Genomic DNA, 24,962 nt, shown 5'->3' on the forward strand with positions numbered 1-24,962 from the left:
CATGGGAAAAGAATGATCAGACTCTTTTAGACAAAAGGTGGTTGTATACAATAGTACGAGGAATGTGGGACTTAATTTATAATTAACTGTATATTTACAAAAATCTAATAAAATCCATTTGTTATTTAAACGACATTAATATGCTTTAGATAAAATAGCCCTTGTAATGAATCAATTATTATGAGGAGGATTCACGTGGACAGAACTGCTTTAAGAAAAGTAAAAGGCCTTATTGGATTATTAATGATTTTTGTATTGGCGTTTGTATCATTTCCGTGTAGTACATCAGTCAAAGCGGAAGAGAAGAAACAAGAAAAGGTGCAGAGTGAGAAGAAGTTAGTTTTTCCAGTTGTAAGTGATGTACATATTAAAAACAGTGGAACGGATGATACGTTTCGTTGGAAAAGAGCGATTGAACAGTTTAATACACTTGCTCCAAAACAAGATGCATTTGTAATTGTAGGAGATTTTACTGATTCAGGATCGGTACAACAATATGATCGCTTCATGCAAGTGTATAATGAAAATGCAAATAAAAATGCGGTACGAATGAATTCTCTCGGTAATCATGATTATTGGAACGGCTTATCTGTAGAGGGAGCGCAGAAGCGTTTCTTAGAAAAAACAGGAATGGAATCGATTTATTATCATAAAGTGGTGAAAGGGTATCACTTCCTTGTTATGTCTCCGGAAGATGGGACAACTCATGGATATTATTCAGACAAGCAAATTAACTGGTTAAAAGAAGAAATGGCAAAAGCGCAAAAGGATGATCCAGAAAAGCCGATTTTCGTATTTTTACATCAACATATTAAAGATACAGTATACGGTAGCCAAGAGTGGGGAACGAAAGATAGTACGAAAATAAATGCAGTATTAAAAGAATACCCACAAGTCATTACGTTTTCAGGTCATTCTCATTATCCGTTAGATGATCCAAGATCAATTCATCAAAAAGACTTTACGTCTGTTGGTACATCTTCTGTAAGTTATATGGAAGTTGAAGGCGGTAAAGTACAAGGAAATATCCCGCCAGGAGCTAGTACGTTAAGCCAAGGTTTATTAGTAGAAGTAGATGATGAAGAAGTAACGATTAACCGTCGTGATTTCCATACGAATGCTTGGACAGGTGAGCCTTGGAAAATTAAATTGCCAGCAAAGAAAGAAACATTTACACATGTAGAAAATCGTGATAAAGAAAAGCCATACTTCGCTAAGGATGCAAAGTTTGCTGTATCAAATGTAACAGAAAACGCAGTAACAGTAACATTCCCGCAAGCATTGGACAACCTTCTTGTTCATTCTTATCGTGTACAAGCGAAGGATAAACAAACAGGTGAGATTAAAAATAAGTTATTAGCATTCTCAGAGTTTTACCGTGACCCAGTGCCGAAAGACCTTACATTTACGCTTGCAGGGTTAGATGGTGGGAAAACATACCTACTTGAAGTCGTTGCAATTGATTCATTTGGCAATGAAAGTGTGCAGCCGTTAACGGCAGAAATTACTACGAAAAAAGATAATATCGATCCGAATGTAAAAGTGCCAAAGGCTGATGTTTTCGATGTGAACTTTGCAGATGGTACATTTAAAGACAATTCACCATTTGTTACAAAAGGTGATGTGAAGGGCAATGTGACTATTGAATATGATAAAGCTTTGAAAAAGAATGTTATGAAGTTAAACGGGAAAGCAAATACATTTGGGTATCTGCCGTTTTCAGCAGCCCAAAAAGAAAAAGTAGCAAATGCATTTACGTTAGAAACTGTATTTTCAATGAATGAAATTCGTGGACAAGGTATTTTGCAAAATACAGAGAGTGGTGGAATTGGTTTTGAGTCTACAGGAAGTGGAAATGTTGAATTGTGGGCTCATATTGGTGGTAGTTATAAACGTGTTGGCGTGCAGTTAGAAGCGAACAAAACATATCATTTAACAGGAACGTATAACGGAAGTGAAATAGCAATTTATGTAGATGGTAAAAAAATAAATAGCCAACCAGCTCAAGGGAAAGTGTATCACCCGAACGTACCGTTTGCATTTGGAGCTGATCCAGATAGCAATGGAAATGGTGGCATTCCGTTAAATGGTCAAATTGCGCTAGCAAAATTATATAGTAAAGCATTAAGTTCTTCAGAAGTATTAGCAGCGTACAATGAGTTTTTTAATCGTACGAAGTTAGAGCAAGTAAACGCGTTATATGAAGAGCTAGGAAAAGTAAAAGCAGTGTTAGCCGGTACGTATGAATTTGGTGATAAGCCAGGTCAGTACTCAAAGGAAGCATTTCAAGAACTAGAGAAAGGCTATAACACTGCAAAGCAAGCGTTTGAAAATATCGGAAGTACTGGGGAACAAATTATTCAAACGTATAACGAATTAAAAACAGCTAATGTAACCTTTGTACAATCTAAAGTAGCAGAAGAGCAACCAAAAACACCGAAAGAAAAATTACAAATCAATATTGAATCTGCAAAAGTTGTAGTACAGAAAGCGCAAGCTGCGAATGTAACGGACGGTTCAGTGAAATCATTACAACAAAAAATTACAGTTGCAGAAGCTGTATTAAAAGATGCGAAAGTGAAAGACGAACAGGTAGAAACGATGAATCGTACGATAGAGCATGCGATTTCACTCGTTGAAAAAAGCATGAACAAATAAGAGAGAAGAAAAAGAAGCTTATCATGATAGGCTTCTTTTTTGTTATACTAAAAGTAGTATAGAAAGAGGGAGCGAATAATTTGGAACAGAAAAAGCTAAAAAGAATTCTTGAATATGTATGGATCGCGGTTGTGCTCCTTGTAGGATATTATTTATTAAAAGATAAAAGTATATGGATTCTATTTTTAATGACTTTCTTATTAGCGGGTTTAGGCACGTTATTTATTAATTTCTTCTTTGATAGTGTAAATGCGTGGAAGAAAAAGAAGGAGACGAAGTAAAGGGGGAATCTATGCAAAAGTGGAAGCTTATATATCAGGTGATTATTTTCTTATTGCTTGTAAGTATTGGAGTTTTTAAATACGCTACACCAATAGGGAATTGGGCATCGCTTACAGCTTGCATCGGCATATTCATCATTTTACAATCGTTAACGAGAAAACATAATAAAACAGGAAAATAGCTCGCCGTTTCATCGGCGAGCTATTTTATTATGCTTCTTTCGTCTCATCATTTGTTTTTTCAGTAGCTAAATGACTATGCTTTCTAGAGTAGAAGAAATAGAAGCATAAGCCGACTATAAGCCAAACTGCAAAGCTAATCCATGTCGTTTTAGACAAATTGATCATTAAATATAAACAGCAAAGAATTGCGACAACTGGTAGTACAGGTACGAAAGGAGTACGGAATCCGCGTTTTAAGTCAGGGTGTGTTTTTCGTAAAATAAGTACAGCACAGCAAACGAATGTGAAGGCTGTTAACGTACCGATGTTTACTAAATTCGCGAGTAAATGTAGGTCTAAAAGTCCTGCTAATAAAGCGGCAACAACGCCAGTAATCCACGTATTTAATAAAGGGATTTTCACTTTTTTATTTACACGTGCTAACGCTTTTGGAAGTAAACCGTCGCGGCTCATCGCATATGAAACACGAACTTGTCCATACATAACGACTAAGAGAACGGTTGTCATTCCAGTCATCGCACCAACAGCGAGTAACCCTGCAATTGTATCTTCACCAACGAAATGCAATGCAAATGCAACTGGATCAGAAACGTCTAATTGTGTATAAGGAACCATGCCTGTTAAAACGAAAGATACGATCATGTATAAAACAGTACAAATAAGAAGGGAACCGATAATGCCTATTGGTAAATCACGCTGTGGTTTTTTCGTTTCTTCTGCAGCGGTTGCGATTGCATCAAACCCTAAAAAGGCGAAAAATACAGTGGCAGCTCCAGTAATAATACCGTCGTATCCGAATGGAATGAACGGTGTCCAATTTTCAGGCTTTACATATTTTGCGCCTGCAACGATAAAGGCAATGATAACAGCTAGTTTAATAAGAACCATAATATTATTAATACGTGCACTTTCACGTATACCGAAACTTAAAAGGCCAGTAATAAGAAGTAAAATACAGACAGCTGGTAAATCAATGATACCACCTTTTCCAACACCGGGGGCCGAGGCGATTATGGCGGGAAGGTGTATGTTAAATCCTTGTAGTAAAGATTGTAAATAACCAGACCACCCAACAGCTACAGCTGCAACGGCAAGTAAATATTCGAGCATTAAACACCATCCGACGATGAAGGCGACGACTTCTCCGACTGTCATATATGCGTAAGTATACACACTTCCTGAGACAGGTATAGAAGAAGCAAATTCAGCATAACAAAAGGCTACACAAGCACAAGTAAATGCAGCGATAAGAAATGATAGCATAATACCAGGACCAGAATGTTTTGCTGCAACAATCCCCGTTAATACAAAGATTCCTGTCCCAATTACGGCGCCGATTCCTAAAAACGTTAAATCGAGTGCAGTTAATGTTCTATCTAGTTGCTTTGGTGATTCAGTACTGAGCGCTTTTTTTCGTAATAATGACTTCATTTTGGACTCTCCCCCCGTTTTTCATTTCCATAACTGCGAATATAGTATGAGCCCATTAGAAAAGAGTACGTAAGTAAATGGAGGTACAGTTATGGTATGTAGTTTTTTTAAGTTTCTGGATTAACTTTATTATAATTCAGAATATTTTGTCAAATAAAACTTTAACAAATAAAATGCGGATGAATAGGGGAAACTATGTGCGAAAATGGATGCGGGTTAACAAATAGATTTATTTTATATAGTAGGAGAAGATGCTATGTTATTTTATTTTGAACTTGTCGTCATTTTACTTTGTACGAAATTAGCTGGTGATATTAGCGTTAGACTCGGTCAGCCTTCTGTACTTGGTAAATTACTTGTTGGTATTATTATCGGTCCTGCGGTGCTAGGTATTATTAATAGTTCAGAACTTATTGATGAGCTTAGTGAAATTGGTGTTTTGCTACTTATGTTTATGGCGGGACTTGAAACAGATTTAGAAGAGTTAAATCGGAATTTGAAATCGTCGTTTGCAGTAGCGGCTGGTGGAATTATTTTTCCTTTCATCGGTGGATATGTGACAGGACTGTTGTTTGGATTAATGCAATCTCATGCCATTTTTTTAGGATTATTACTTTGTGCAACATCGGTTAGTATTACAGTGCAAACGCTAAGAGATTTAGGGAAGATGAATACGAGAGAAAGTACAACGATTTTAGGTGCTGCTGTATTTGATGATGTAATTGTCGTTATTTTATTAGCGTTTGTTATGAGCTTTTTAGGAACGAAAGATGTGAATATAACACTTGTCATTGTAAAGAAAATCGTTTTCTTTGTAAGTATTGTTTTTATCGCATGGAAAGTCGTTCCTTGGATTATGAAAATGCTTGTGCCGCTTCGCGTAACAGAAGCTTTAATTAGCGCAGCTCTTATTATTTGTTTCTCTTTTTCGTATTACAGTGAAATGATGGGAATTGCAGGTATTATTGGAGCATTTGCAGCAGGAATTGCCATTTCTCAAACGGAGTATAAGCATGAAGTGGAACATAAAATTGAACCGATTGCTTATGCGATATTTGTACCAGTGTTCTTCGTAAGTATCGGAATGGAAATTACATTTCAAGGAATCGGGAGTCAGCTTTGGTTCATTATCATTATGACGCTCGTTGCGATTTTCACAAAGTTAATCGGATCAGGTTTAGGAGCAAGACTGACAGGATTCAACCTCCAATCTTCTATTAGTGTTGGTGCAGGGATGGTGTCACGCGGAGAAGTAGCGCTGATTATCGCAGCAAATGGACTTACGGCGAATTTATTAGCGAAAGAAAATTTCACAGCGATTGTTATTGTTGTTATATTGACGACGATTATTACACCGCCACTTTTAAAGAAGTATTTTGTATAGAGGGAAAGAGCTTATCTAACGTAGGTAAGCTTTTTTTATTTCAAAAAGCAATGGGCATGTAGCATGAGTGGTTTGTAATTATGGTAAAATCTATGTATATGATGTGGACGAGGAGAGGGATGTTTGAAGATTACGAAGGGGAAGGTTATAGGCGTAATCATACTTATTGCACTATGTATACCATTTACCGCATGGAGAGAATCAAAAGTGAAATATTTTCCAGTTTCTATTTTTTCTTCCTATGTAGAAGATGAAAAACCGAAAGACTATAAGTACACTGCTTTTGTACCTGACTTTGCAGTTTGGATACATGGATGGGAAAAACAGAGATCTGAAGGTGAAATAACGTCATATAAAAAAGGGGATCGAACTGTAATTGTTCATCATCCACATGGTAATGATGGTTTTTATCTATATGATACAAATGATATTAGAGAATATACGCAACCGTAAGAAGTGGAGGTTAAATAGTGAAAGCTTCAACATTACTATTTAAAATTGAAAATAATATGGATCAATTTTCACCAGCTGAAAAGAAGGTTGCCATGTACATAATGGAGAACGCAGAGATTGTTCCAAATTTAACGACAAAAGAAGTGTCTACAAATGCGGGATCGAGTGAGGCGAGTGTTGTACGTTTTTGTAAAACAATCGGTATTGGAAGCTTTAAAGCATTTAAGATAGCGCTTGTTCGTGAATTAACGATTGCTGATTATAATATTAACGATTTTTCAGTGATGAATACAGAAGATGGACCGTACGATTTGTTTAATAAAGTTACGTATGTGAATAAAGCTGCAATTGAGGCAAGTGTTACGGTGATAGATAAGAAGGAACTTGAGAAAGCTGCAGATCGTATTGTAAATGCGGATAAGATTTTATTTTACGGCGTAGGTGGGTCAGCGACACCGGCGATGGATGGGGCGTATAAATTTACACGGCTCGGATTTACAGCGATGATGCTATCTGATTTTCATATGATGTTGCCGCTTGTGACGAATTTAAAAGAAGGCGATATATTTGTGGCGATTTCAACATCTGGGCGAACGAAAGATGTGCTTGAAATGGCGCAATATGCAAAGAGACAAGGTGCAACTGTTATCGGAATTACGAAACTTGACCAATCATCACCTTTATATAAAGAAGCGGACATTCGCCTTTGTATGCCGGATGTAGAGCAAGATCATCGTATTGCGAGTATTGCTTCGAGAATGACGCAACTGAATATGATTGATGCTTTATATGTGATTACTTTTAATCGAATTGGCAATAAAGTGCTGGATCAATTTATGGAGACGCGAGAAGAGGCTTTGCGGTTACGGAAGTTAAAGTAGAAGAAAAGATGAGGGGACTCATCTTTTTTTATTAACTTTGACACAAATATGTCATGTTGTGAAATTTTATTTCATAAAATAAGAAAGAGTTATTGATTTTTAGTTTCTTAAAGTTATAATAAAAGTGTGAAATATAATTTCGAAGAGGGTGGCAATATGTTAGAAAATTTATCGACAGAACACCGTAATGAGAAAACGACGAATCTAGATGAGATGAGTATAAAAGAAGTGTTACAAAGTATGAATGAAGAAGATAGAACTGTTGCGTTAGCAGTTGAAAAAGAAATAGAACACATTGAAAAGGTCGTACAGACTGTTATTAAATCTTTTGAAGAAGAGGGCCGATTAATTTATATTGGGGCTGGTACGAGTGGTCGTTTAGGTATTCTAGATGCGGTTGAATGCCCACCAACATTTGGAACAGATGATAAAATGGTGCAAGGATTTATAGCAGGTGGATTGAAAGCGTTTACTAAGGCGGTGGAAGGTGCCGAAGATCGCGAAGAGTTAGCAGAAGAAGATTTGAAAAGTATTGGATTAAACGAGAAAGATACAGTGATTGGTATTGCCGCAAGTGGAAGAACCCCTTACGTAATTGGCGGATTGAAATACGCACATAGTGTGGGAGCAAGTACGGCGAGTATTTCTTGTAATAAAAATGCTGAAATAAGTAAGTATGCAAAACTCAATGTAGAAGTGGAGACAGGTGCAGAAATATTAACAGGCTCAACACGTTTGAAGGCTGGTACAGCGCAAAAATTAGTGCTTAATATGATTTCAACAGCGTCAATGATTGGTGTAGGAAAAGTATATAAAAACTTAATGGTAGATGTTCAATCTACGAATGAAAAGTTAGTAGAACGATCAAAACGAATTATTGTGGAAGCAACAGGAGTTAGTTATGAAGTAGCGGCAAAGTATTACGAAAAAGCAAATCGTAACGTGAAAGTTGCTATCGTTATGGTATTACTACAGTGTGAGTATGGGGAAGCACTAGAAAAACTAAAAGAAGCGAAAGGCTTTGTGAAGAAAGCATTATAAAGTGAAACGATAAGAATAGGGAGGGGGATTCTATTATGAAGAAAGAAGAGAGAATGGCCAAAGAAATTTCAGAGCAACTTGGGGGAATAAAAAATATTCGTGGCATTGCTCATTGTATGACGAGACTGAGGTTAACGCTTCATGATGAAAGTAAAGTGAATATGGATCTTTTGAAAAAGGTTGAAGGCGTTATGGGCGTCATTGAAGATGAAACACTTCAAGTTGTTGTTGGTCCAGGAACTGTAAATAAAGTAGCAGCTGCAATGGAAGTTTTAACAGGATTACGAATTGGTGAGGTTGCAGATCATCATCTTGAAGATATTGGTCAAGAGATTAAATCAGAGATGAAGAAGAAAAATAATACACCAGTGAAGAACTTTTTACGAAAAATAGGTAACATTTTTATTCCGTTAATACCTGGTCTTGTTGCATCAGGAATTATAAACGGAGTTGCTAACTTTGCGAAAAACGCCGGTGCTGATCCGAATGCTACATGGCTACAAATGTTACTACTTATTGGCGGCGGTATCTTTACATTTTTAGGGATTTTAGTCGGTTGGAATACAGCGAAAGAATTTGGCGGGACACCAGTTCTTGGGGCGATTGCGGGTATTTTAATTTTCAATCCGGCGATGGCAAATGTGAAATTATTTGGTGAGGCAATGGTACCTGGGCGGGGCGGATTGTTTGCAGTTATTTTTGCAGCGTGGCTTATGGTAGTAGTTGAGAGAAGAGTACGAAAAGCAGTGCCGAATGCAGTAGATATTATTGTAACACCGCTTATTACTGTATTAGCTGTAAGTATAGTAACGATGTTAGTGATTCAGCCAGCAGCGGGATTTTTATCTGATGGTATTACGAGCGGTATTAACGCAATTTTAAATGTTGGTGGGGCATTTGCTGGAGCAGTGCTAGCCGGAACGTTTTTACCACTCGTTATGGTCGGATTACACCACGGTTTAACACCGATTCATATGGAATTTATTAATCAAACGCACGTAACACCTTTATTACCAGTACTCGCAATGGCTGGTGCCGGTCAAGTGGGCGCAGCGATTGCAATTTATGTAAAAACAAAAAATAAACGACTTCGTAACGTAATTAAAGGTGGATTGCCAGTTGGGTTTTTAGGGATTGGTGAGCCGTTATTATACGGGGTTACATTACCACTTGGAAAACCTTTTATCACTGCTTGTTTAGGAGCGGCTGTCGGTGGTGCATTCCAAGCAGTTATGAAAACGGCTTCACTCGGAATTGGCGTATCAGGATTATCTTTAATCCCGTTAATTGCTGATAATAAATATTTACTATATTTCTTAGGTTTAGTCATTGCATATACTTTCGGGTTTATCTTTACGTACTTCTTCGGATTTAAAGAAGAAATGGCAGAAAACATATAGAGAAAGGGATTCCTTTCTCTTTTTCTATTCATAGAAAGGGAGATTCATATGATAGGAGTTTCAATTTATCTTTCAAAAGGGCAAGCAGACAAACAAAAAGAGTGGCTAAAAATAGCGAAGGAAAACGGATTTTCATCTATTTTTACATCACTTCATATTCCGGAAGATGATCCAGATACGTATAAAGAGTTAATTCAAACATTAGGTAAACAGGCTCTCGAAAATGAAATGGAATTAATGGTGGATATATCTCCAAAATCGTTAAATCATTTAGGAATAACGTATGAAAATGTGGAAGTGTTATTGGGCTTTGGTATTACTGGTTTACGAATGGATTATGGCATTGCGCCGAAGGAAATTGCGCGTGTATCTCATAAGATGAAAGTAGCTTTAAATGCGAGTACGATTACAGAATCTTTCTGGGAAGAGTTACTTGCGGAAAATATACGGGTAGAGAATGTAGAAGCGTGGCATAATTTTTATCCGCGTCCAGAAACAGGACTAGCAAGGTCCTTCTTACAAAAGCAAAATCAATATTTACATGCGTGTGGAATAACAACGATGGCATTTATTCCGGGAGATGAGGATAAACGTGGCCCGTTATATGAAGGGTTACCAACGTTAGAAAAGCACCGCAATATGCGCCCGCTTGAAGCGTTTTTAGAACTTGTTCAAGATTGTGATGTCGATAAAGTGTTGATTGGAGATATAAGTGCTAGTTTAGAAAGTGTACAAGAAATTGCGAGCGCGAGTAGAGGGATTATTCCGCTGCGATATGAGTCATTTATAAATGAAAATGAAGTATTAAAAGTAGTAGAGCAAGTGCATACAAATAGATTAGACCCAGCACGTGATGTCATTCGCTCCGTAGAATCAAGGGAAGGAAATAAAGTGATTTTACAGCCGATGCATGCAATCGCAAGAAAGAAAGGCAGTATCACAATCGATAATGAATTGTACGGTAGATATGCCGGGGAGATGCAAGTTGTTATAAATGATTTGCCTACAGATGAGAAGGTGAATGTTGTCGGAATGGTTGTGGAAGAGGACGTGCTGTTATTGCCTTATATTGGTGCTGGAAAAAAGTTTCAACTTTTTCTGTGCGATTGAGTAAAAGCTTGAATTAGCGCTATTTTATAAAAGACATTATTCGTAAAACGGATAATGTTTTTTGTTTTCTTTAAAAAAAGCATTTGACGAATGAAACGAAATACCGTATTGTTTTGTCTTGTGAATATATGTTCACCATAACAAAACAAAAAAGGAGAGTTCAAAATGAATCAATATATTGGGAATTTAATTATTCGTATCGTGTTAGGAGTTACGTTCTTTGCACACGGTTTAGCAAAGTTTCAATCAGGTATAGATAACGTAGCAGGATGGTTTACAAGTATCGGTTTACCAGGTGGTCTTGCGTATGGCGTAGCGACAGTTGAATTAGTTGGTGGTATATTATTAATTATCGGTTTAGGTGTTCGATATGTAGGATTGTTATTCGCTCTTATTTTAGCTGGAGCTATCATAAAGGTAAATGGAGCAGCAGGATTATTAGGAGATGGTAAGAATCCAGGATATGAATTAGATCTTGCATTATTATCAATGGGTGCGTATTTATTCGTTGTAAAAGCAGAAGGATATGTAGATCGTTTCTTAAAAGAGAAAGTAATGAAAACGAAGTAAATTTTATTTATAAATTGTTGACTTAAAGATTTATTGTAACTATAATGGTTACAATAACTAAGTTAAGAATGAAGTTAATTAGAATATTTTTTTACACAAGTTGTAACTAAAGTAGTTACGACTTGTGTAAAGAATAAATAAACGTGGGAGGAATTACTATGCTTAAATCAAATTTAGAAATTATTCAAAGCACGTATGAAGGATCAGCTTCTTCGAATGCAAGACATTTAGCAGAAGCCCTCTCTGAAAAAATAGAATGGACAGAGGCAAAAGGTTTCCCGTACGGCGGAACGTATATAGGTACAGAGGCTATAATGGAAAATGTATTTAGTCGTTTAGGATCAGAATGGGATGATTATACAGCGAGTGTAAATATGTACCATGAAGTAAACGGAAAAGATGTAATTATTGCTGAAGGTGTTTATTCAGGAGTTTATAAAGAAACGGGAAAATTGTTTGAAGCAGAATTTGTTCATATATGGCAGCTTGAAAATGGGAAAATTATAAAATTTAAGCAATATGTGGATAGTTTTATTGTGCGAGAAGCGATGAAGGTTTAAAATAGAATAAGGAAACAAATGGAATCGGGAATACATAATATGAAAAAATGGATTATAGGGACAATTACAATGATTGTAATTGCGATAGGAGCTGTATTCGGTGTTACGAAACTTCTTAATTATATAGAAGAAGAGGAGAAGAGTCTGAAAGCACAAAATGTAACGGGGCAACAAGGGAAGAAAGAAAAGGAAGAGAAGCAACAAGCTAGTGAAGATGAAATTATTTCTACCATGCATAGGATGGTACATCAAAAAGTGAAATCCTCTGAAAAATGGGGATTTATTGAAATGACAAATAAGGAAATTCGTAGTGCGAAGGAAGCGGTAGAAAGCAGTACAAATTTTAAAAATAAATCAAAGTTACTTGCTACTTTGGAGCGCTGGGAGAAAGGGGATTTTTCACAAACGGTTGAGGAGCATAACTTTTTGTGGGAAATTCAAGGTGGTGATACTGGAAAGGCAACAGAACGTTTATCGCCAGAAGAAGAAAAGAAGTATGTGAAAGAAATGAAAGGTAAATAAAAACATCGCCACTTTGGTGGCGATGTTTTTTTGATTAAGAATGTTTGCGCAGTAAAGCTCTAGTTGGCTGAACAGCAACTGTTTTGAAATGAGAAAATAAATAACATCCTGTCACGACGACAATTGTACCTAAAATTTGTATCCATGATAATTCTTCTCCTAGGAAAAGGAATGCTAAAATAGCTGTGAAAATCGGATTGAAGTTTAGAAAAATTCCTGATGTTGTAGCTCCTAATTTTTGTACACCAATGTTCCAAAATACCATACAAAGTACTGTTGAAATGATTCCTGTATATAAAAGCGATGTAATGAATGATGTATTTATATTTGAAACAGTGAAGTTACCGATGTTAAATGGCAGTAATAAAATAATGCCGAAAATACCAGAATATAACGTCGCCATTAGCGGTGTAGTTGTTTTTGTTGCCCATTTGCTGCACACAGAATATATCCCCCAAATACAAACTGCCGCAATCATCCATAAATCTCCGCTATTAAAATGTAGTGAAAATAAAAGTGAGAAATCACCTTTTAATAGAACGAGGATAACCCCGAAGAATGAAAGGGTCATGGATAAAATTTGAAGTGTATTTACTTTTTCTTTTAGAAATAATACCGAAAATAGTGCAATTGAAATTGCATTTAATGTAGAGATGAGACCTACATTCGTTGCGGATGTTTTTTCTAATGCTAAAAATTGAAAGATGTTAAAGAGAGCAACTCCTGAAATCCCCATCAGTATTAAAGGTAGTATCGCAGCACGTGGTGGCAGGATTTTCTTTTCTTTAAACCATACCATAGGTAATAAACAAACGATCGCAATGATCCATCTTAAACTTGTCAGTGTCATCGGTGAGGCATGATCGACGAGAGATTTCCCAACGACAAAATTCCCTCCCCATAATAAGCTCGTTAATAATAGTAAAAAGACATAAAAATAAGGCATATTAAAATCCCCTTTGTTATAATCAATACGAATTGTAAATAATTTTAGCATTTTTCTTTATTGTGTAATATATTCTTTTGTATAATAGTTAAAAATCAATAAAACATTTCGTTTGGTTTGTATCTTAAAGAATAATATTTAGTTTTGTTTGAATTAAGGGATGTTTTTTCGAATAATCATCGGTAAGAAAAAAGGGGGAATTATAATGGAGTCATCTGTTATTAAAGTGTTAGATGATTTGGATGTACAAATTTTAGATATATTGCAGAAAGAATCACAAGTAAGTAATGCAGAGCTTGCACGCCGTGTTAATTTATCTCCAGCTGCGATGCATGCAAGAATAAAAAGGTTAGATGGAGAAGGTTTTATTGATAAGCAAGTAGCAATTTTAAATCAAGAAAAGCTCGGTTTTGATTTACTATGCTTCATTTTTATGAGCACGAATATTCATCAGTATGAAAAGCTTGAAGTGCTAGAACGAGAATTAAAATCGATGCCTGAAGTGTTAGAATGTCATTGTTTAACAGGGGAATATGATTATTTATTAAAAGTTGCAAATCGTGATCGTAAAGAACTGGAGCAGTTTATTAGAAAGTTGAACAAGCTTGGTATTACACGGATACAGACAAGTTTAGCACTGCGTGAAATTAAATATTCGACGGTATTGCCGATACGAAATGAGGAACCGAGCATCGATTAGATTGCTTGGTTTTTTGTTTGTATAAAGTGATTGACGAGGAGAAAAGAGAGATGTATTTTTATATAAAATTATGTATTAAAATTCATTTAAAGTTATAAATATTAATATTGGGGCAAGGGGATATAATATGAAAATCTGTAATGCGGTTACGAGTGATGTGAAAGAAATTTATAGTCTCATTGAAGTTTATGCAAAAGAGGGGGTTGTTTTACCGCGTTCTCTTTTGTCTCTCTATCAATATTTGCAATGTTTATATGTTATGAAAGAAGGGGAGGAAGTCGTTGGAGTTGCTGGCTTACATGTGTTAGGAGAGGATCTTGCAGAAGTACGATCTTTAGTAGTATCGCATACATATGCAGGGAAAGGGATAGGGCGTATGTTAGTGAACCATGTAATAAATGAGGCAGCGAAAATAAAAGTGAGTAGAGTCATTTCTTTAACATATGAAACGGAATTTTTTCAAAAGTGCGGGTTTGATTTTGTGAATAAGGAAGTGTTGCCAGAGAAAGTGTGGATTGATTGCAGGCATTGTCCAAAAGTTGATTATTGTGATGAAGTGGCGATGATTAGGTATGTTGGGTGAAATGTTTAGAGAGAAAAAAGCCCACTATTATTTAAGAAATAGTGGGTATCTATATTTTAGGCAGAAATGAGATGTTGTTAAGAATTTGAATTTGTTTTTCTTACTGCAAAATTAAAAATGGGATTTTTAAGCTCATAGTTATAAGTAGAACCATCGACAAGCCCTATAACTTTATCGCTATCATAAAGGTCGAGCATAAATTGTGCCATTTGTTTTGCAGTGTGGAATTTTGGTACAACATTATCGTATTGGAATTCATCAATATCAAATGATCGTTTCGCAAATTCTGTTTCAGTTGCAGCAGGAGCTAAAACTTTCGCTTGCAGTTTTGCGCCTTGCTCTTTCAATTCGTGAGACAGCCCTTCTGTAAATGCACTTACATAGAATTTCGTAGCGCAATACGTAACAGCATTAGCGACAATCGTATATCCACCGCCTGATGAAACGTTAATAAGCTGTGTTCCATCAATCATTGAATAATCTCGAACGAAAAGGGAAGAGAGTATTGTTAGTGCTTCTATATTTACATGCAACATCGTTTCTATTTTATTTAAATTTTGTTCAGCAATTGAGGCAAAATTACCAAAACCTGCGTTGTTAATCCACGTTTCAATCTGGAAACTTTGGAGACTTTCATAAAGTTTATAAACATTTTCCGTGACGGATAAATCAGTTCTTCGAATGACAACATCTAACTCCGGATACATTTCGTTAATTTTCAATTTTAATCCATCTAATTCTTCTTTTCTTCGAGCTACAAGTATTATATTTTTTCCACGAGATGCAAAGGCTAAAGCCGATTCATAGCCAATTCCAGAACTAGCACCAGTAATAACAGTATATTTCATATAAAATCCCCCTAAGTTCAAATTCATTTATGGTTAGATTGTATTTGTTAGAGTATACTCTAAGTCAAATGTTTTTTATAAATTTGATAAGAACGCAAAATATATGAGGGCAAATGGCATGCGGAGGGAGTATGAGTATGTACACAATTAGTGAGGTAGCTACATTATTAGGAGTGAGCACACATACATTACGTTATTATGAAAAAGAGAACATACTAATTGCAAATCGCGATACAAATGGAAATCGACTGTATGAAGAATCACATATAAAGTGGTTGCAGTTTGTAATGAAGTTAAAACAAACGCAAATGCCAATAGCGAAAATAAGAGAATACGCTAGATTATATTTAGAAGGGGAGCATACAACTGAAGCTCGTTTACAGCTCCTAGAAGATCACAGGAAATCTATTCAAATACAAAGAGAAAATTTAGCAATTACAGAGAAGCTGCTTGAAAATAAGATTATTGCATATAAAGATTTGCTGAAAAATAAATGTTGAATGGATATTCTAATTATAATGTGAAGGTGAATTAAAAAAGCAGTTAGCAAAAGCTAACTGCTTAGTGTAAGCAATCTCCAAGGGGGACTGGAGAAAGTATCGTATTATCAATATTATTGACAGAACATTTAATTTATTAAACTAGATTAAAAATTTGAAAGACTATTTTGTTAACTAAAATTATAACAGTATTAAAAAATTCATGTATACGTTCAAAGTTTTGACTACTATGAAATCCATACTTTTCATCTTTTTGATATTTGGTACGAATGAATTACTTGAAAAAATGGATGATTAATTATAACGATTATGTAATTATAATTACATTAAAAACTCATATATTTCTAATTTATAAAAAATATTACAATTACATTACAAAAACCGTTGACTATATTTAACTAACGTAATACAATTCTGTTTGTGGAAATAAAAACTAAAAATATTCATTAATTGGGGGATTTGGAAAATGAAGAAAGTTATTTTGCCGATTTTAATGTCTTCAATGTTTATCATACCAGCAGTGTCTCATGCAGAAGAAAATGTAGTTTCTCAAAAGAAAGCGGATACAATTGAGCAAGTTCAAGAAAAACGTGGTTGGTTTCAAGGGACGGGATACTGGTTGTACTATAATGAAGATGGTTCTTTGGCTATAGGTTGGAAAAATATTAATGGAAAATGGTATCACTTTGATGAAACAGGCATGATGGCTACATATATGAAAAATATTCAAGGAAAAACATATTATTTTAATGAAGATGGTTCAATGCAAATAGGATGGAAGAAAGTTCGAGTTTGGCATTATTTTAACGAAGATGGCTCTATGGCTAAAGATTGGAAAAAAATCAATGGTTCATGGTATCACTTTGACAAAGATGGTTACATGTCTGATGGCCGTAGGACTATAGGAGGAAAAACATACACTTTTAATGCAGATGGAACTATGGTTACAGGTTGGCAAGAGATTAAAAGTGGGCCTTATACAGGGAAATGGTTTTACTATAATGCAGATGGCGCTATGGCAACAGGTTGGGCACAAGTGAAAGGGAAATGGTATTATTTTGATGCATCTGGTGTCATGCAAACAGGCTGGTTAAAAAATAATAACGTATGGTATTACTTAAATACAGATGGATCAATGAAAAGCACAGAAAATAACTGGAACGAGGGCTGGTTAGAAGAAAACGGAAAGCGTTATGTTTTTGATGACACTGGTGCTATGCGAAAAGGGAAACTAGCTGAAGGCGGTACGGTTTGGTACTTTAATGAAGATGGTTCAATGCTAACAGGATGGAAACAGCTAGAAGAAGGATGGTATTACTTTAATGATCAATCTGGTGCAAGTGAACAAGGTTGGTTTAGCAATAAAGGGAAATGGTATTACTTTGAAGATGGCCCAATGAAAACAGGTTGGTTACAAGAAAATAAAAATTGGTATTATTTACAGTCTAGCGGTGACATGGCAGTTGGAAAACATTTAATTAATGGAAAATGGTATACGTTCAAACATAACGGTATTATGATGTAACAAAAGGTTTTTAAATAGAAATGTATTTTAAGAGATTTCCATAATGAAAAGGACACCTGTGAGGGTGTCTTTTTTACGCTAGCCCCCTATTAATAAAGAAAGAATAACATTTTTAACAATAATGAGTACCGATTTTTATTAAGTTGATTGATGGAGGAAGAGACATTGTTGCCATCAAGTTAAGCAATTTACGGTTTCTAAAAATGTAAAGTATTACAAGTAGTTAAATTGTTTATGGGATGTTGGTATTGACATTTTATAAATTATTCGTGTAAAATAATTTATGAATGACATTCAGTCATTTGTTATGAAAGGGTGTAGATAAGTAATTTTTAATAACTGAACAAATATAAGGATAAATGAGGCTGATATTGTTTTTTAAAATAGTAGTTTGCGTGAGATTATATTTTTTAAATTAAAAATGACTGACAGTCAGTCATATAATAATAGAAGGTGAGAGATATGAAAAATAAAGCTTGGTTATATGTGATATTAACATGTATCTTTGAAATATTTTGGGTGTTCGGTTTTAATACAGCCCATACTTGGTGGCATTGGGTTGTTATTGTAGGAGTTATTGCTGTTGATTTTCATTTTCTTTCTAAAGCGTGCGAACATCTTGCAACAGGGACTGTATATGCTGTGTTTGCCGGAGCTGGTACGGTAGGTACTTTCCTAATGGATGTATTCCTTTTCGGCGGCAGTTTCAGTGTAGGGAAACTATTCTTTATCGTGATGGTCGTAGCGGGTGTTATCGGTTTAAAACTGGCTGATAATAAAGAAGAAACCGCGGAAGAAATTGTGAAAGGAGCTGCTTAAAAATGGGTTGGATTTTCGTATTTTGTGCCGCAATTAGTGAAATAGTCGGTGTGATAGGTCTTAAAATGTATAGTAAAGATAAGACGTTAGCAAATGGAGCGATTTATATAGGTGGATTTGCAACTTCCTTCGCATTCTTATACACTTCTTTCTTGTTTTTACAAGTAAGTGTGGCTTATGCGGTTTGGATTGGTATTGGAACAGCAGGCGCAGTTTTATTAAATATGTTTCTGTTTGGTGAATCGAAAAGTAAGGCACGTTTGATTAGCGTAGCTCTTATCGTATGTGGAGTTACAGGATTAAAGGCCCTTTCATAAGAAAAGGATAGTAAAGCTAAATCTCCTAACGATCTGTTGGGAGATTTTTATTATGAAAGTACATGATGATTGACAGTACAGCTAGTTATTTTATAAAATGAGTGACAGTCATTCAATATGCGTTTGAAAGGGTTTAGATGATGAATAAAAAAGAAAAAATTGTCTATGCAGCTATTGAAGTGTTTCAGGAAAAGGGTGTTGAAAAAACGAAGATTTCTGATATCGTGAAATTGGCTGGCATTGCACAAGGAACTTTCTATTTATATTTTCCTTCTAAGCTATCTGTTATGCCTGCAATAGCAGAAGTGATGGTTGAGAAGATGATACTTGCAGTGAAAGAAAAAGTACAGAACGATGCATCTTTTTCAAGTAAAGTTGAGCAAGTAATAGATGCAGTGTTTAACTTTATAGCTGAATATCGTGAAATACAAGCATTAATGTATGCGGGTCTTGCATCTACTGAACATATAAAAGAATGGGAAGCTGTATATGAGCCTCTTTATATGTGGCTAAGCGAATTTTTAAGCGAGGCAAAAGAAGCTGGTGAAATTCGTGATTCGGTTCACGCAGAGCGAACAGCCAAGTTATTTATCGCTCTTGTTGAATCAGCAGCGGAACAAGTTTATTTATACGATCATAAAGATGATGAGCAAGTGGAGCTTCAAAAGGCAGAAGTACTAGATTTTTTAATACATGCACTACATATAAAGAAATAAAGGGAAACTTTAATTGGTAGGGTATTCCCTGCTGATTATTAGCCCGCATTAATGGGGACAAAACAGTTAGGTGAACCTATCTTAAGAAGGTAGGTTCATTTCTACGAAAAACTGAATGATAGTCATTCACCCTGTATTTATGTATGTGTGGAAGGATAAAGTGAAACTTTAATGAGTGGGGGTATCTCCACTCATTATTAGCCCACAAATAGCAGGATAAAGAAAAAGTTTCTTGGGCATTATTTTTGAGAGGAACTTATGGGAAGAGGTGTTAAAAAGTGAAGAAACCGATAAAAGAACAAAAGATGGTATTGGTCATTCTTTTAAGCAATATATTTATCGCTTTTTTAGGGATTGGGTTAATCATTCCGGTTATGCCGTCCTTTATGAATGATATGAATTTAACAGGTAAAACGATGGGCTATCTCGTTGCAGTGTTTGCAATGGCTCAGCTCATAACTTCACCAATTACAGGTCGTTGGGTCGATCTTTACGGTAGGAAGAAAATGATAATCATTGGATTATTTATTTTTGGTGTTTCAGAGCTGCTTTTTGGATTAGGAAAAGATGTGTGGATGCTTTATGTAGCGAGGGTGTTAGGCGGAATTAGTGCTGCGTTTATTATGCCGGGAGTTACAGCATATGTTGCGGATATTACATCAATTCAGGAACGACCAAAGGCGATGGGTTATCTTTCAGCAGCTATTAGCACTGGATTTATTATAGGGCCTGGAATCGGCGGGTTTATTGCAGAATACGGAATACGTGTGCCGTTCTTTGTGGCAGCAGTGATTGCCTTTATAGCATGTGTGATTTCGATCTTTATTTTAAAAGAACCGTTAACGAAAGAAGAGCTTGCAGAAATTTCTTCTAATACGAAAGAATCAAGCTTTATTGGAGATTTAAAGAAATCATTAAACCCAATGTATGCAATCGCATTTATTATCGTATTTGTACTTGCATTCGGTTTATCGGCATATGAAACTGTGTTTAGTCTGTTTTCTGATCATAAATTTGGTTTCACGCCGAAAGATATTGCTGCAATTATTACAATTAGTTCAATCTTTGGGGTAGTTGTGCAAGTATTTATGTTTGGAAAATTAGTTGACATGTTTGGTGAAAAAGTGTTAATTCAAATATGTTTAATTGTAGGCGCAGTGTTAGCGTTTGTATCCACTGTAGTCTTTAATTATTGGATTGTACTTCTCGTTACTTGCTTCATTTTCTTAGCATTTGATTTACTTCGTCCGGCTTTAACGACGTTTTTATCAAAAGCAGCTGGAAAAGAGCAAGGATTTGTTGCTGGTATGAACTCAACGTATACGAGTTTAGGAAATATCGCAGGACCTGCTATGGGCGGAATATTATTTGATATGAATATTCATTATCCATATGCATTTTCAGGAGTTGTTTTAATCGTTGGTCTCGGCATTACATTTATGTGGAGAGAGAAACAGCTAGCTGAAAGTTTTGCGAAGTAATGTAGTGAATAACGAAAAGCCTCTTACTATTTTTATGGTAAGGGGCTTTTTGTTTATAAACTTAATCCAAACCGCTTTAATTCAATGAAAATTCCCTCTAATTGCTTTCCTTTATCCGTTAACGTGTACTCTACGCGGGGCGGAACTTCTGGATATACTTTTCGCGTTATAATCTCTTGTGCTTCCAATTCTTTTAGGCGAAGCGATAATGTTTTTGGGCTAATGCCGTCCATTGATTTTTGTAAATCACTAAAACGTAAAGTTCCTTCGATAAGAAGGTCACGAATGATTAAGAACGTCCATTTTGTACGAATTACGTCAAGCGTTTTAGCGATAGGACAAGGTATGCCAGGTAAACCTTTCGTTAATTCAACTGAATCTATATTGTTCATGGAACTAGCCTCCATAAAATTTTTTTGGATGAATTTGCTTTATAGTATCACAAAACTATACTTTTGGTAACTATATGAAAAAAATATCACTACTTTCATAAAGGAAGTTAATGCATATACAATAGCAATATGAAATAAAAAGGGTTTAGATGAAGAGGAGGTGATTTCCATGAGTATGAAAAAATTGTTTATGTTCCTTAGTTTGTTTGTTGTTTGTATTGTACTTGTAGCATGCGGCGTGGAAGAAAAAACTGAAATTCAGTTATTAAAAGAAATGCCAAAGCCAAAAGCAATGACAATTGATCCTTCATTAAGTAAAAAGGAAGCGACAGAAATCGTGCATGCAGCGCAGCGTTTTTACGCATTTTGGGATACAGGTAAAGAGGAGCTTATTCCGCAGACTGTTACGGAAAATTTCTTTGATAATACATTACCGAAAGGTCGTCCGCAAGGCACTGAAGGATTAAAGGTTGCGGCGCAAAATTTTCGTAAAGTCGTTCCAAATATACATTGTGAGATTGAAGACTTATTAGTTGTTGGGGATAAAGTAACAGCTCGTCTTTCTTTTACAGGAACGCATAATGATAAGAAAATCAATTTTTTTGCAATTGATATTTTGCATGTGAAAGACGGAAAGATAACGGAAGATTGGCATTTAGAAGATAATCTTACGCTGAAGCAGCAACTAGGCTTAATAGCTGAAGAGTAGATCATATAGGGGAGAGAAAAGCGATGAAGAATATTTTTATTATAAATGGACATGAAAAATACGGTACAAAAGAAGGGCGATTAAATAGAACGTTAGTTGATTATATGGTAACGGTATTAAGCGAGAATCATCATGTGAAAACAACAACGATTCAAGATGGCTATAGTATTAAAGAAGAGCAAGAGAAGTTTTTATGGGCGGATGTTGTGATTTATCAAACACCAATTTATTGGTTTAGTGTACCGGGACTATTTAAAACATATATGGATGAAGTGTATGAATACGGTTTGTTCTTTAAAGGTGCTGATGAATATGGAACAGGTGGTTTACTAAAAGAGAAGCAATATATGTTTTCTACAACTTGGAATGCACCTGAAAAAGCATTTGGAGATAAGACGAAGTTTTTTGAAGGAGAAAGTTTAGAATCTACGCTTAGTCATTTACACCGTGTGCAGAAATTTCTCGGTATGAGTCCGTTAAAGAGTTTTGCTTGTTATGATGTGGTGAAGAATCCGGATATTGAGCAGTTTTTATTAAACTTGAAAGATCACTTAGATGAAGTAATTAAATAATAGTTTATATTTGTATGTGAAGAAGGTACTACTAAGGATGTAGTACCTTCTCTTTTATGAAATACGTTGAAAATCTTTACTTATACAGGACTGCTTTAGTTTTTTTGATTTGATTAAATGTTTCATATCAGAGATGTTATCGTATGAAAGCTGAGTATGATAATAGTTAATGTACTCAAGTAATGCAAAAATATAAATAAATAGGGTGAATGATAGCCCACCTAAAGGTAAGTGGGGATACCAAATTACAAAATCAATAGTAAACGTAATAAATCCCGTGATAATGAATGCTATATTTATCTTTTTAAGTATTTTTAAATATTGAATCATCCTAATGGGCGTAACAGATGTCTTCTCTTTTTGTAGTCGTTTCCACTTTACGTACCAGTAAATTACTCCTTGTAGTAAGATAAACTCTAAAAGAAGAAATGAGACCCAAAAAGAATATAGGGAATATAAATGTAATGTAGGATAAGCATAATTAAGTAAGTAACTTGTGAAGATAAAAGTAATGACTGAAAATAACTCACCTGTGTATAGATAGGAAAGTCTTTTTTCTAGGTTGCGTTTCATAGTTCCTCTCCTTTTATAATGACTCACATTTTAAGACATGGATGGCTGTATCCATAAATTTGCAAAATTTGCCCAACCAAATGAATCAATCGTTACATTTTTTAAAGAAGAAGGGTATGTTTTTCTTTTTAAAACGTGATAGTTAAATAAAATGATGTGTTCTGTTTGTAAAAATTCTTCGATTTCATACATGAGCTCGTAGCGCTTCTCCTTATTTCCTTCTAATAAAAATGTATCTAGCAAACAGTTAATTTGTTTTTCATAGTGCGGGTCCATGAACCGGTTTACGAAGCAACTTTTATTTTTAAATACATTTAAGAATGCAAGTTCATGATCGGCAGCAAATACTTCTCCCATAAAAATAATATCAGCATGTTGATCAATAGAACGATTCATATAATCTGAAACGAGAAATGGGTGAAGCTCTACTTGTATACCTAAACTTTCACATCGTGCTTTTAGGAAATGTGCATCATTTGCACTATCTTTAAATGCGAAGAAATAAATGTGTATCGTTTCTCCATTATAGGTGCTCTTTTTTAAATACTCTTTCGCTTTTTCTAAAGAGTAGGATCTTTTAGAAGCTTGACGGCTTCTTTCAGGGAAAAAACTTGATGCAGCAATTGTTCGTCTACCTTCTATGCTACGAATTATCGTTTCAACATCATATAGTTCTCTCCAAGCCTTTCGAAAGTACATGTCATGATGAGGACCAGGTTTTGTAAAGTTGAAGCCAGCATAAATACAACCTATTTCTTCTATTTGTATATCATGCGTTTCATTTTCTTCTTCATTTGGTAGTTCATAATCAGCATCGATTTGTACATGATCAGGAATACCCCAAAATTCAATACGGTCTAATAACGCGCGCTCTTTAAAATAATGAGTGAACGCTTCGAGCACGATATTATCTTCAGAGTAATAAGCAAGTTTGAAAGGTCCAGTACCTATGTAATGATGATTTTGGATACTCACATCACGCGGTAAAATTGCTAGTTGTATGGAACTTACATAGTGTAAGAAAAATAAATTTGGTTTTGCTAAATGAAATCGAATTTGCAGTGGTGATGGCGTTTCAATTTGAACAATTTCTTCTGTTAACCATTCGAAAGGAGAGTAAATTTCTTTTAGTCTTTCAAATGAAAATCGTACATCTTTAGAAGTTAAAACTGTTTCGTTATGAAAATATACATCCTTTCGTAAATAAAAAGTCCACGTAAGCCCGTCTTCACTTAATTCCCACGTATGCGCAATGTGTGGTTCCATTTTTTCAGTAACATCGTTATAAACGACTAACGTATCAAAAATTTGACTCGTAAGATGGCTCTCTGTAGTTACAGCCACAAAAGCCGGATCTAATGGAAATATCTTTCTCGATATAGGAATCTTTAATATGTCGTACATATCATTTGAAGGTTTGTATCCAAAATGATGATGTAGTTTATTTTCTATCTTTTTTTGAAGTGCAAGGGGTAGGGGTTCTTTTAAAAGAAGAAAGATATCTTTTAATTTTTCTTGCGCTAACAGTTCATCTGTATAGGACTCAATCGCTTCTACGAAATTATGTATAAATAGAATTTCCGTTTTATTCCCGCGGCCTCGCCCTGGAGTCCAGTTAATTAATTGCTCCTCGCTCATTTTCTTTAATAAAATCTTTACGTTTTTCGTACTGCAATATAAAACATCCGCTAATTCTTGTAAGCTATTTCGCATATGTTGTTGATCTTGTGCATGTAGTCTTAGTCTAATGTAATAGTCCATAATTTTCATATATACACTTCCTTCTATCATAAAAGGGGAAACTCTT

The 24,962-nt window shown here is 35.2% G+C and carries 28 protein-coding genes; 22 read left to right on the plus strand and 6 right to left on the minus strand.

The genetic code is table 11. The features are described 5' to 3' along the window. Positions 1-195: 195 nt before the first annotated feature. From JDS95_RS20900 to JDS95_RS20910, 3 genes are all read left to right on the plus strand, one after another. Positions 196-2,658, plus strand: coding sequence for a LamG-like jellyroll fold domain-containing protein (locus JDS95_RS20900; protein WP_000376176.1), 2,463 nt, complete (start codon positions 196-198; stop codon positions 2,656-2,658). Between the two features lie 80 nt (positions 2,659-2,738). Further along, the gene (locus JDS95_RS20905) at positions 2,739-2,939 is read left to right on the plus strand and encodes a hypothetical protein (protein WP_000435798.1); all 201 of its coding nucleotides are present in this window, start codon (positions 2,739-2,741) and stop codon (positions 2,937-2,939) included. 11 nt (positions 2,940-2,950) lie between these two features. After that, positions 2,951-3,121 (plus strand): hypothetical protein, encoded by a 171-nt coding sequence (locus tag JDS95_RS20910; protein ID WP_001174846.1) that lies wholly within the window; start codon positions 2,951-2,953, stop codon positions 3,119-3,121. Between the two features lie 28 nt (positions 3,122-3,149). On the opposite strand, the gene JDS95_RS20915 is transcribed toward JDS95_RS20910, so the two are convergent. Then, positions 3,150-4,553, minus strand: coding sequence for a branched-chain amino acid transporter BcaP (locus JDS95_RS20915; protein ID WP_000838706.1), 1,404 nt, complete (start codon positions 4,551-4,553; stop codon positions 3,150-3,152). Positions 4,554-4,809: 256 nt separating this feature from the next. Here JDS95_RS20915 and JDS95_RS20920 point away from each other — a divergent pair, with 256 nt between their 5' ends. The 9 genes from JDS95_RS20920 (at position 4,810) to JDS95_RS20960 (ending at position 12,474) form a co-directional block, all read left to right on the plus strand. Further along, positions 4,810-5,937 carry a cation:proton antiporter gene (locus JDS95_RS20920; RefSeq protein ID WP_000899810.1) on the plus strand — a complete coding sequence of 376 codons (1,128 nt, stop codon included), beginning with the start codon at positions 4,810-4,812 and terminating at the stop codon, positions 5,935-5,937. Between the two features lie 123 nt (positions 5,938-6,060). Further along, entirely contained in the window at positions 6,061-6,390 is a 330-nt protein-coding gene (locus tag JDS95_RS20925) for an outer surface protein (RefSeq protein WP_199690767.1), read from the plus strand. Between the two features lie 17 nt (positions 6,391-6,407). After that, a complete protein-coding gene (locus tag JDS95_RS20930) occupies positions 6,408-7,271 on the plus strand; it encodes a MurR/RpiR family transcriptional regulator (protein WP_000648152.1) in 864 nt (287 codons plus the stop codon). A 156-nt stretch (positions 7,272-7,427) separates the two neighbouring features. Further along, positions 7,428-8,312 carry an N-acetylmuramic acid 6-phosphate etherase gene (murQ, locus tag JDS95_RS20935; protein WP_085450140.1) on the plus strand — a complete coding sequence of 295 codons (885 nt, stop codon included), beginning with the start codon at positions 7,428-7,430 and terminating at the stop codon, positions 8,310-8,312. A 35-nt stretch (positions 8,313-8,347) separates the two neighbouring features. Further along, a complete protein-coding gene (locus JDS95_RS20940; RefSeq protein ID WP_000711283.1) occupies positions 8,348-9,712 on the plus strand; it encodes a PTS transporter subunit EIIC in 1,365 nt (454 codons plus the stop codon). A gap of 48 nt (positions 9,713-9,760) precedes the next feature. Further along, positions 9,761-10,822 carry a DUF871 domain-containing protein gene (locus tag JDS95_RS20945; RefSeq protein ID WP_000580648.1) on the plus strand — a complete coding sequence of 354 codons (1,062 nt, stop codon included), beginning with the start codon at positions 9,761-9,763 and terminating at the stop codon, positions 10,820-10,822. A gap of 165 nt (positions 10,823-10,987) precedes the next feature. Then, complete coding sequence (locus JDS95_RS20950; protein ID WP_001077747.1) at positions 10,988-11,392, plus strand: DoxX family protein; 405 nt, start codon at positions 10,988-10,990, stop codon at positions 11,390-11,392. Positions 11,393-11,550: 158 nt separating this feature from the next. Further along, entirely contained in the window at positions 11,551-11,952 is a 402-nt protein-coding gene (locus tag JDS95_RS20955) for a nuclear transport factor 2 family protein (RefSeq protein WP_000920285.1), read from the plus strand. Between the two features lie 39 nt (positions 11,953-11,991). After that, the gene (locus JDS95_RS20960; protein ID WP_033660331.1) at positions 11,992-12,474 is read left to right on the plus strand and encodes a PRK06770 family protein; all 483 of its coding nucleotides are present in this window, start codon (positions 11,992-11,994) and stop codon (positions 12,472-12,474) included. Positions 12,475-12,508: 34 nt separating this feature from the next. Here JDS95_RS20960 and JDS95_RS20965 read toward each other — a convergent pair whose 3' ends face one another. Continuing rightward, positions 12,509-13,420 (minus strand): DMT family transporter, encoded by a 912-nt coding sequence (locus tag JDS95_RS20965; protein WP_001146258.1) that lies wholly within the window; start codon positions 13,418-13,420, stop codon positions 12,509-12,511. A gap of 205 nt (positions 13,421-13,625) precedes the next feature. Between JDS95_RS20965 and JDS95_RS20970 the strand changes: the two genes are divergently transcribed. Together JDS95_RS20970 and JDS95_RS20975 are read left to right on the plus strand one after the other, a co-directional pair. After that, a complete protein-coding gene (locus JDS95_RS20970; protein WP_000446111.1) occupies positions 13,626-14,120 on the plus strand; it encodes an Lrp/AsnC family transcriptional regulator in 495 nt (164 codons plus the stop codon). A 127-nt stretch (positions 14,121-14,247) separates the two neighbouring features. Continuing rightward, positions 14,248-14,703, plus strand: coding sequence for an N-acetyltransferase (locus JDS95_RS20975; protein ID WP_000686676.1), 456 nt, complete (start codon positions 14,248-14,250; stop codon positions 14,701-14,703). 77 nt (positions 14,704-14,780) lie between these two features. Here JDS95_RS20975 and JDS95_RS20980 read toward each other — a convergent pair whose 3' ends face one another. Then, positions 14,781-15,551, minus strand: a complete 771-nt coding sequence (locus JDS95_RS20980) for an SDR family NAD(P)-dependent oxidoreductase (protein ID WP_000878090.1) — start codon at positions 15,549-15,551, stop codon at positions 14,781-14,783. A gap of 137 nt (positions 15,552-15,688) precedes the next feature. Here JDS95_RS20980 and JDS95_RS20985 point away from each other — a divergent pair, with 137 nt between their 5' ends. The 6 genes from JDS95_RS20985 to JDS95_RS21010 all read left to right on the plus strand — a co-directional run bounded on the left by JDS95_RS20985 (position 15,689) and on the right by JDS95_RS21010 (position 20,909). Next, positions 15,689-16,051: a MerR family transcriptional regulator gene (locus JDS95_RS20985; protein ID WP_000288078.1), complete on the plus strand. Its 363-nt coding sequence runs from the start codon at positions 15,689-15,691 to the stop codon at positions 16,049-16,051. 466 nt (positions 16,052-16,517) lie between these two features. Next, complete coding sequence (locus tag JDS95_RS20990) at positions 16,518-17,576, plus strand: glucan-binding protein (protein WP_000755815.1); 1,059 nt, start codon at positions 16,518-16,520, stop codon at positions 17,574-17,576. A gap of 462 nt (positions 17,577-18,038) precedes the next feature. Beyond that, positions 18,039-18,395, plus strand: coding sequence for a DMT family transporter (locus tag JDS95_RS20995; protein ID WP_000790623.1), 357 nt, complete (start codon positions 18,039-18,041; stop codon positions 18,393-18,395). Positions 18,396-18,397: 2 nt separating this feature from the next. Then, a complete protein-coding gene (locus tag JDS95_RS21000; RefSeq protein ID WP_000539702.1) occupies positions 18,398-18,712 on the plus strand; it encodes a DMT family transporter in 315 nt (104 codons plus the stop codon). A gap of 137 nt (positions 18,713-18,849) precedes the next feature. Beyond that, positions 18,850-19,428, plus strand: a complete 579-nt coding sequence (locus JDS95_RS21005; RefSeq protein WP_002038002.1) for a TetR/AcrR family transcriptional regulator — start codon at positions 18,850-18,852, stop codon at positions 19,426-19,428. Between the two features lie 278 nt (positions 19,429-19,706). Next, positions 19,707-20,909 (plus strand): MFS transporter, encoded by a 1,203-nt coding sequence (locus tag JDS95_RS21010; protein ID WP_000742963.1) that lies wholly within the window; start codon positions 19,707-19,709, stop codon positions 20,907-20,909. A 53-nt stretch (positions 20,910-20,962) separates the two neighbouring features. Here the strand turns inward: JDS95_RS21010 and JDS95_RS21015 are convergent, their stop codons facing one another. Then, positions 20,963-21,301: a winged helix-turn-helix transcriptional regulator gene (locus JDS95_RS21015; protein WP_001059475.1), complete on the minus strand. Its 339-nt coding sequence runs from the start codon at positions 21,299-21,301 to the stop codon at positions 20,963-20,965. A gap of 169 nt (positions 21,302-21,470) precedes the next feature. Here JDS95_RS21015 and JDS95_RS21020 point away from each other — a divergent pair, with 169 nt between their 5' ends. Further along, positions 21,471-22,010: an ester cyclase gene (locus JDS95_RS21020; RefSeq protein WP_000061963.1), complete on the plus strand. Its 540-nt coding sequence runs from the start codon at positions 21,471-21,473 to the stop codon at positions 22,008-22,010. Positions 22,011-22,033: 23 nt separating this feature from the next. After that, the gene (locus JDS95_RS21025; RefSeq protein WP_016107891.1) at positions 22,034-22,582 is read left to right on the plus strand and encodes an NAD(P)H-dependent oxidoreductase; all 549 of its coding nucleotides are present in this window, start codon (positions 22,034-22,036) and stop codon (positions 22,580-22,582) included. 54 nt (positions 22,583-22,636) lie between these two features. On the opposite strand, the gene JDS95_RS21030 is transcribed toward JDS95_RS21025, so the two are convergent. Continuing rightward, positions 22,637-23,155 carry a hypothetical protein gene (locus JDS95_RS21030; protein WP_000827931.1) on the minus strand — a complete coding sequence of 173 codons (519 nt, stop codon included), beginning with the start codon at positions 23,153-23,155 and terminating at the stop codon, positions 22,637-22,639. 30 nt (positions 23,156-23,185) lie between these two features. Then, entirely contained in the window at positions 23,186-24,946 is a 1,761-nt protein-coding gene (locus JDS95_RS21035; protein ID WP_000569509.1) for an SgrR family transcriptional regulator, read from the minus strand. Positions 24,947-24,962 lie beyond the last annotated feature (16 nt).

This window comes from Bacillus cereus group sp. N24 (assembly GCF_016483345.1).
Classification (GTDB): domain Bacteria; phylum Bacillota; class Bacilli; order Bacillales; family Bacillaceae_G; genus Bacillus_A; species Bacillus_A toyonensis.

Bases quoted from the DNA above. Each gene is read 5' to 3' on its own strand.
- JDS95_RS20910 (WP_001174846.1), top strand. From the start codon at position 2,951: ATGCAAAAGTGGAAGCTTATATATCAGGTGATTATTTTCTTATTGCTT.
- JDS95_RS20915 (WP_000838706.1), bottom strand. From the start codon at position 4,553: ATGAAGTCATTATTACGAAAAAAAGCGCTCAGTACTGAATCACCAAAG.
- JDS95_RS20920 (WP_000899810.1), top strand. From the start codon at position 4,810: ATGTTATTTTATTTTGAACTTGTCGTCATTTTACTTTGTACGAAATTA.
- murQ (WP_085450140.1), top strand. From the start codon at position 7,428: ATGTTAGAAAATTTATCGACAGAACACCGTAATGAGAAAACGACGAAT.
- JDS95_RS20940 (WP_000711283.1), top strand. From the start codon at position 8,348: ATGAAGAAAGAAGAGAGAATGGCCAAAGAAATTTCAGAGCAACTTGGG.
- JDS95_RS20945 (WP_000580648.1), top strand. From the start codon at position 9,761: ATGATAGGAGTTTCAATTTATCTTTCAAAAGGGCAAGCAGACAAACAA.
- JDS95_RS20950 (WP_001077747.1), top strand. From the start codon at position 10,988: ATGAATCAATATATTGGGAATTTAATTATTCGTATCGTGTTAGGAGTT.
- JDS95_RS20955 (WP_000920285.1), top strand. From the start codon at position 11,551: ATGCTTAAATCAAATTTAGAAATTATTCAAAGCACGTATGAAGGATCA.
- JDS95_RS20960 (WP_033660331.1), top strand. From the start codon at position 11,992: ATGAAAAAATGGATTATAGGGACAATTACAATGATTGTAATTGCGATA.
- JDS95_RS20965 (WP_001146258.1), bottom strand. From the start codon at position 13,420: ATGCCTTATTTTTATGTCTTTTTACTATTATTAACGAGCTTATTATGG.
- JDS95_RS20970 (WP_000446111.1), top strand. From the start codon at position 13,626: ATGGAGTCATCTGTTATTAAAGTGTTAGATGATTTGGATGTACAAATT.
- JDS95_RS20975 (WP_000686676.1), top strand. From the start codon at position 14,248: ATGAAAATCTGTAATGCGGTTACGAGTGATGTGAAAGAAATTTATAGT.
- JDS95_RS20980 (WP_000878090.1), bottom strand. From the start codon at position 15,551: ATGAAATATACTGTTATTACTGGTGCTAGTTCTGGAATTGGCTATGAA.
- JDS95_RS20985 (WP_000288078.1), top strand. From the start codon at position 15,689: ATGTACACAATTAGTGAGGTAGCTACATTATTAGGAGTGAGCACACAT.
- JDS95_RS20990 (WP_000755815.1), top strand. From the start codon at position 16,518: ATGAAGAAAGTTATTTTGCCGATTTTAATGTCTTCAATGTTTATCATA.
- JDS95_RS20995 (WP_000790623.1), top strand. From the start codon at position 18,039: ATGAAAAATAAAGCTTGGTTATATGTGATATTAACATGTATCTTTGAA.
- JDS95_RS21000 (WP_000539702.1), top strand. From the start codon at position 18,398: ATGGGTTGGATTTTCGTATTTTGTGCCGCAATTAGTGAAATAGTCGGT.
- JDS95_RS21005 (WP_002038002.1), top strand. From the start codon at position 18,850: ATGATGAATAAAAAAGAAAAAATTGTCTATGCAGCTATTGAAGTGTTT.
- JDS95_RS21015 (WP_001059475.1), bottom strand. From the start codon at position 21,301: ATGAACAATATAGATTCAGTTGAATTAACGAAAGGTTTACCTGGCATA.
- JDS95_RS21020 (WP_000061963.1), top strand. From the start codon at position 21,471: ATGAGTATGAAAAAATTGTTTATGTTCCTTAGTTTGTTTGTTGTTTGT.
- JDS95_RS21025 (WP_016107891.1), top strand. From the start codon at position 22,034: ATGAAGAATATTTTTATTATAAATGGACATGAAAAATACGGTACAAAA.
- JDS95_RS21030 (WP_000827931.1), bottom strand. From the start codon at position 23,155: ATGAAACGCAACCTAGAAAAAAGACTTTCCTATCTATACACAGGTGAG.
- JDS95_RS21035 (WP_000569509.1), bottom strand. From the start codon at position 24,946: ATGATAGAAGGAAGTGTATATATGAAAATTATGGACTATTACATTAGA.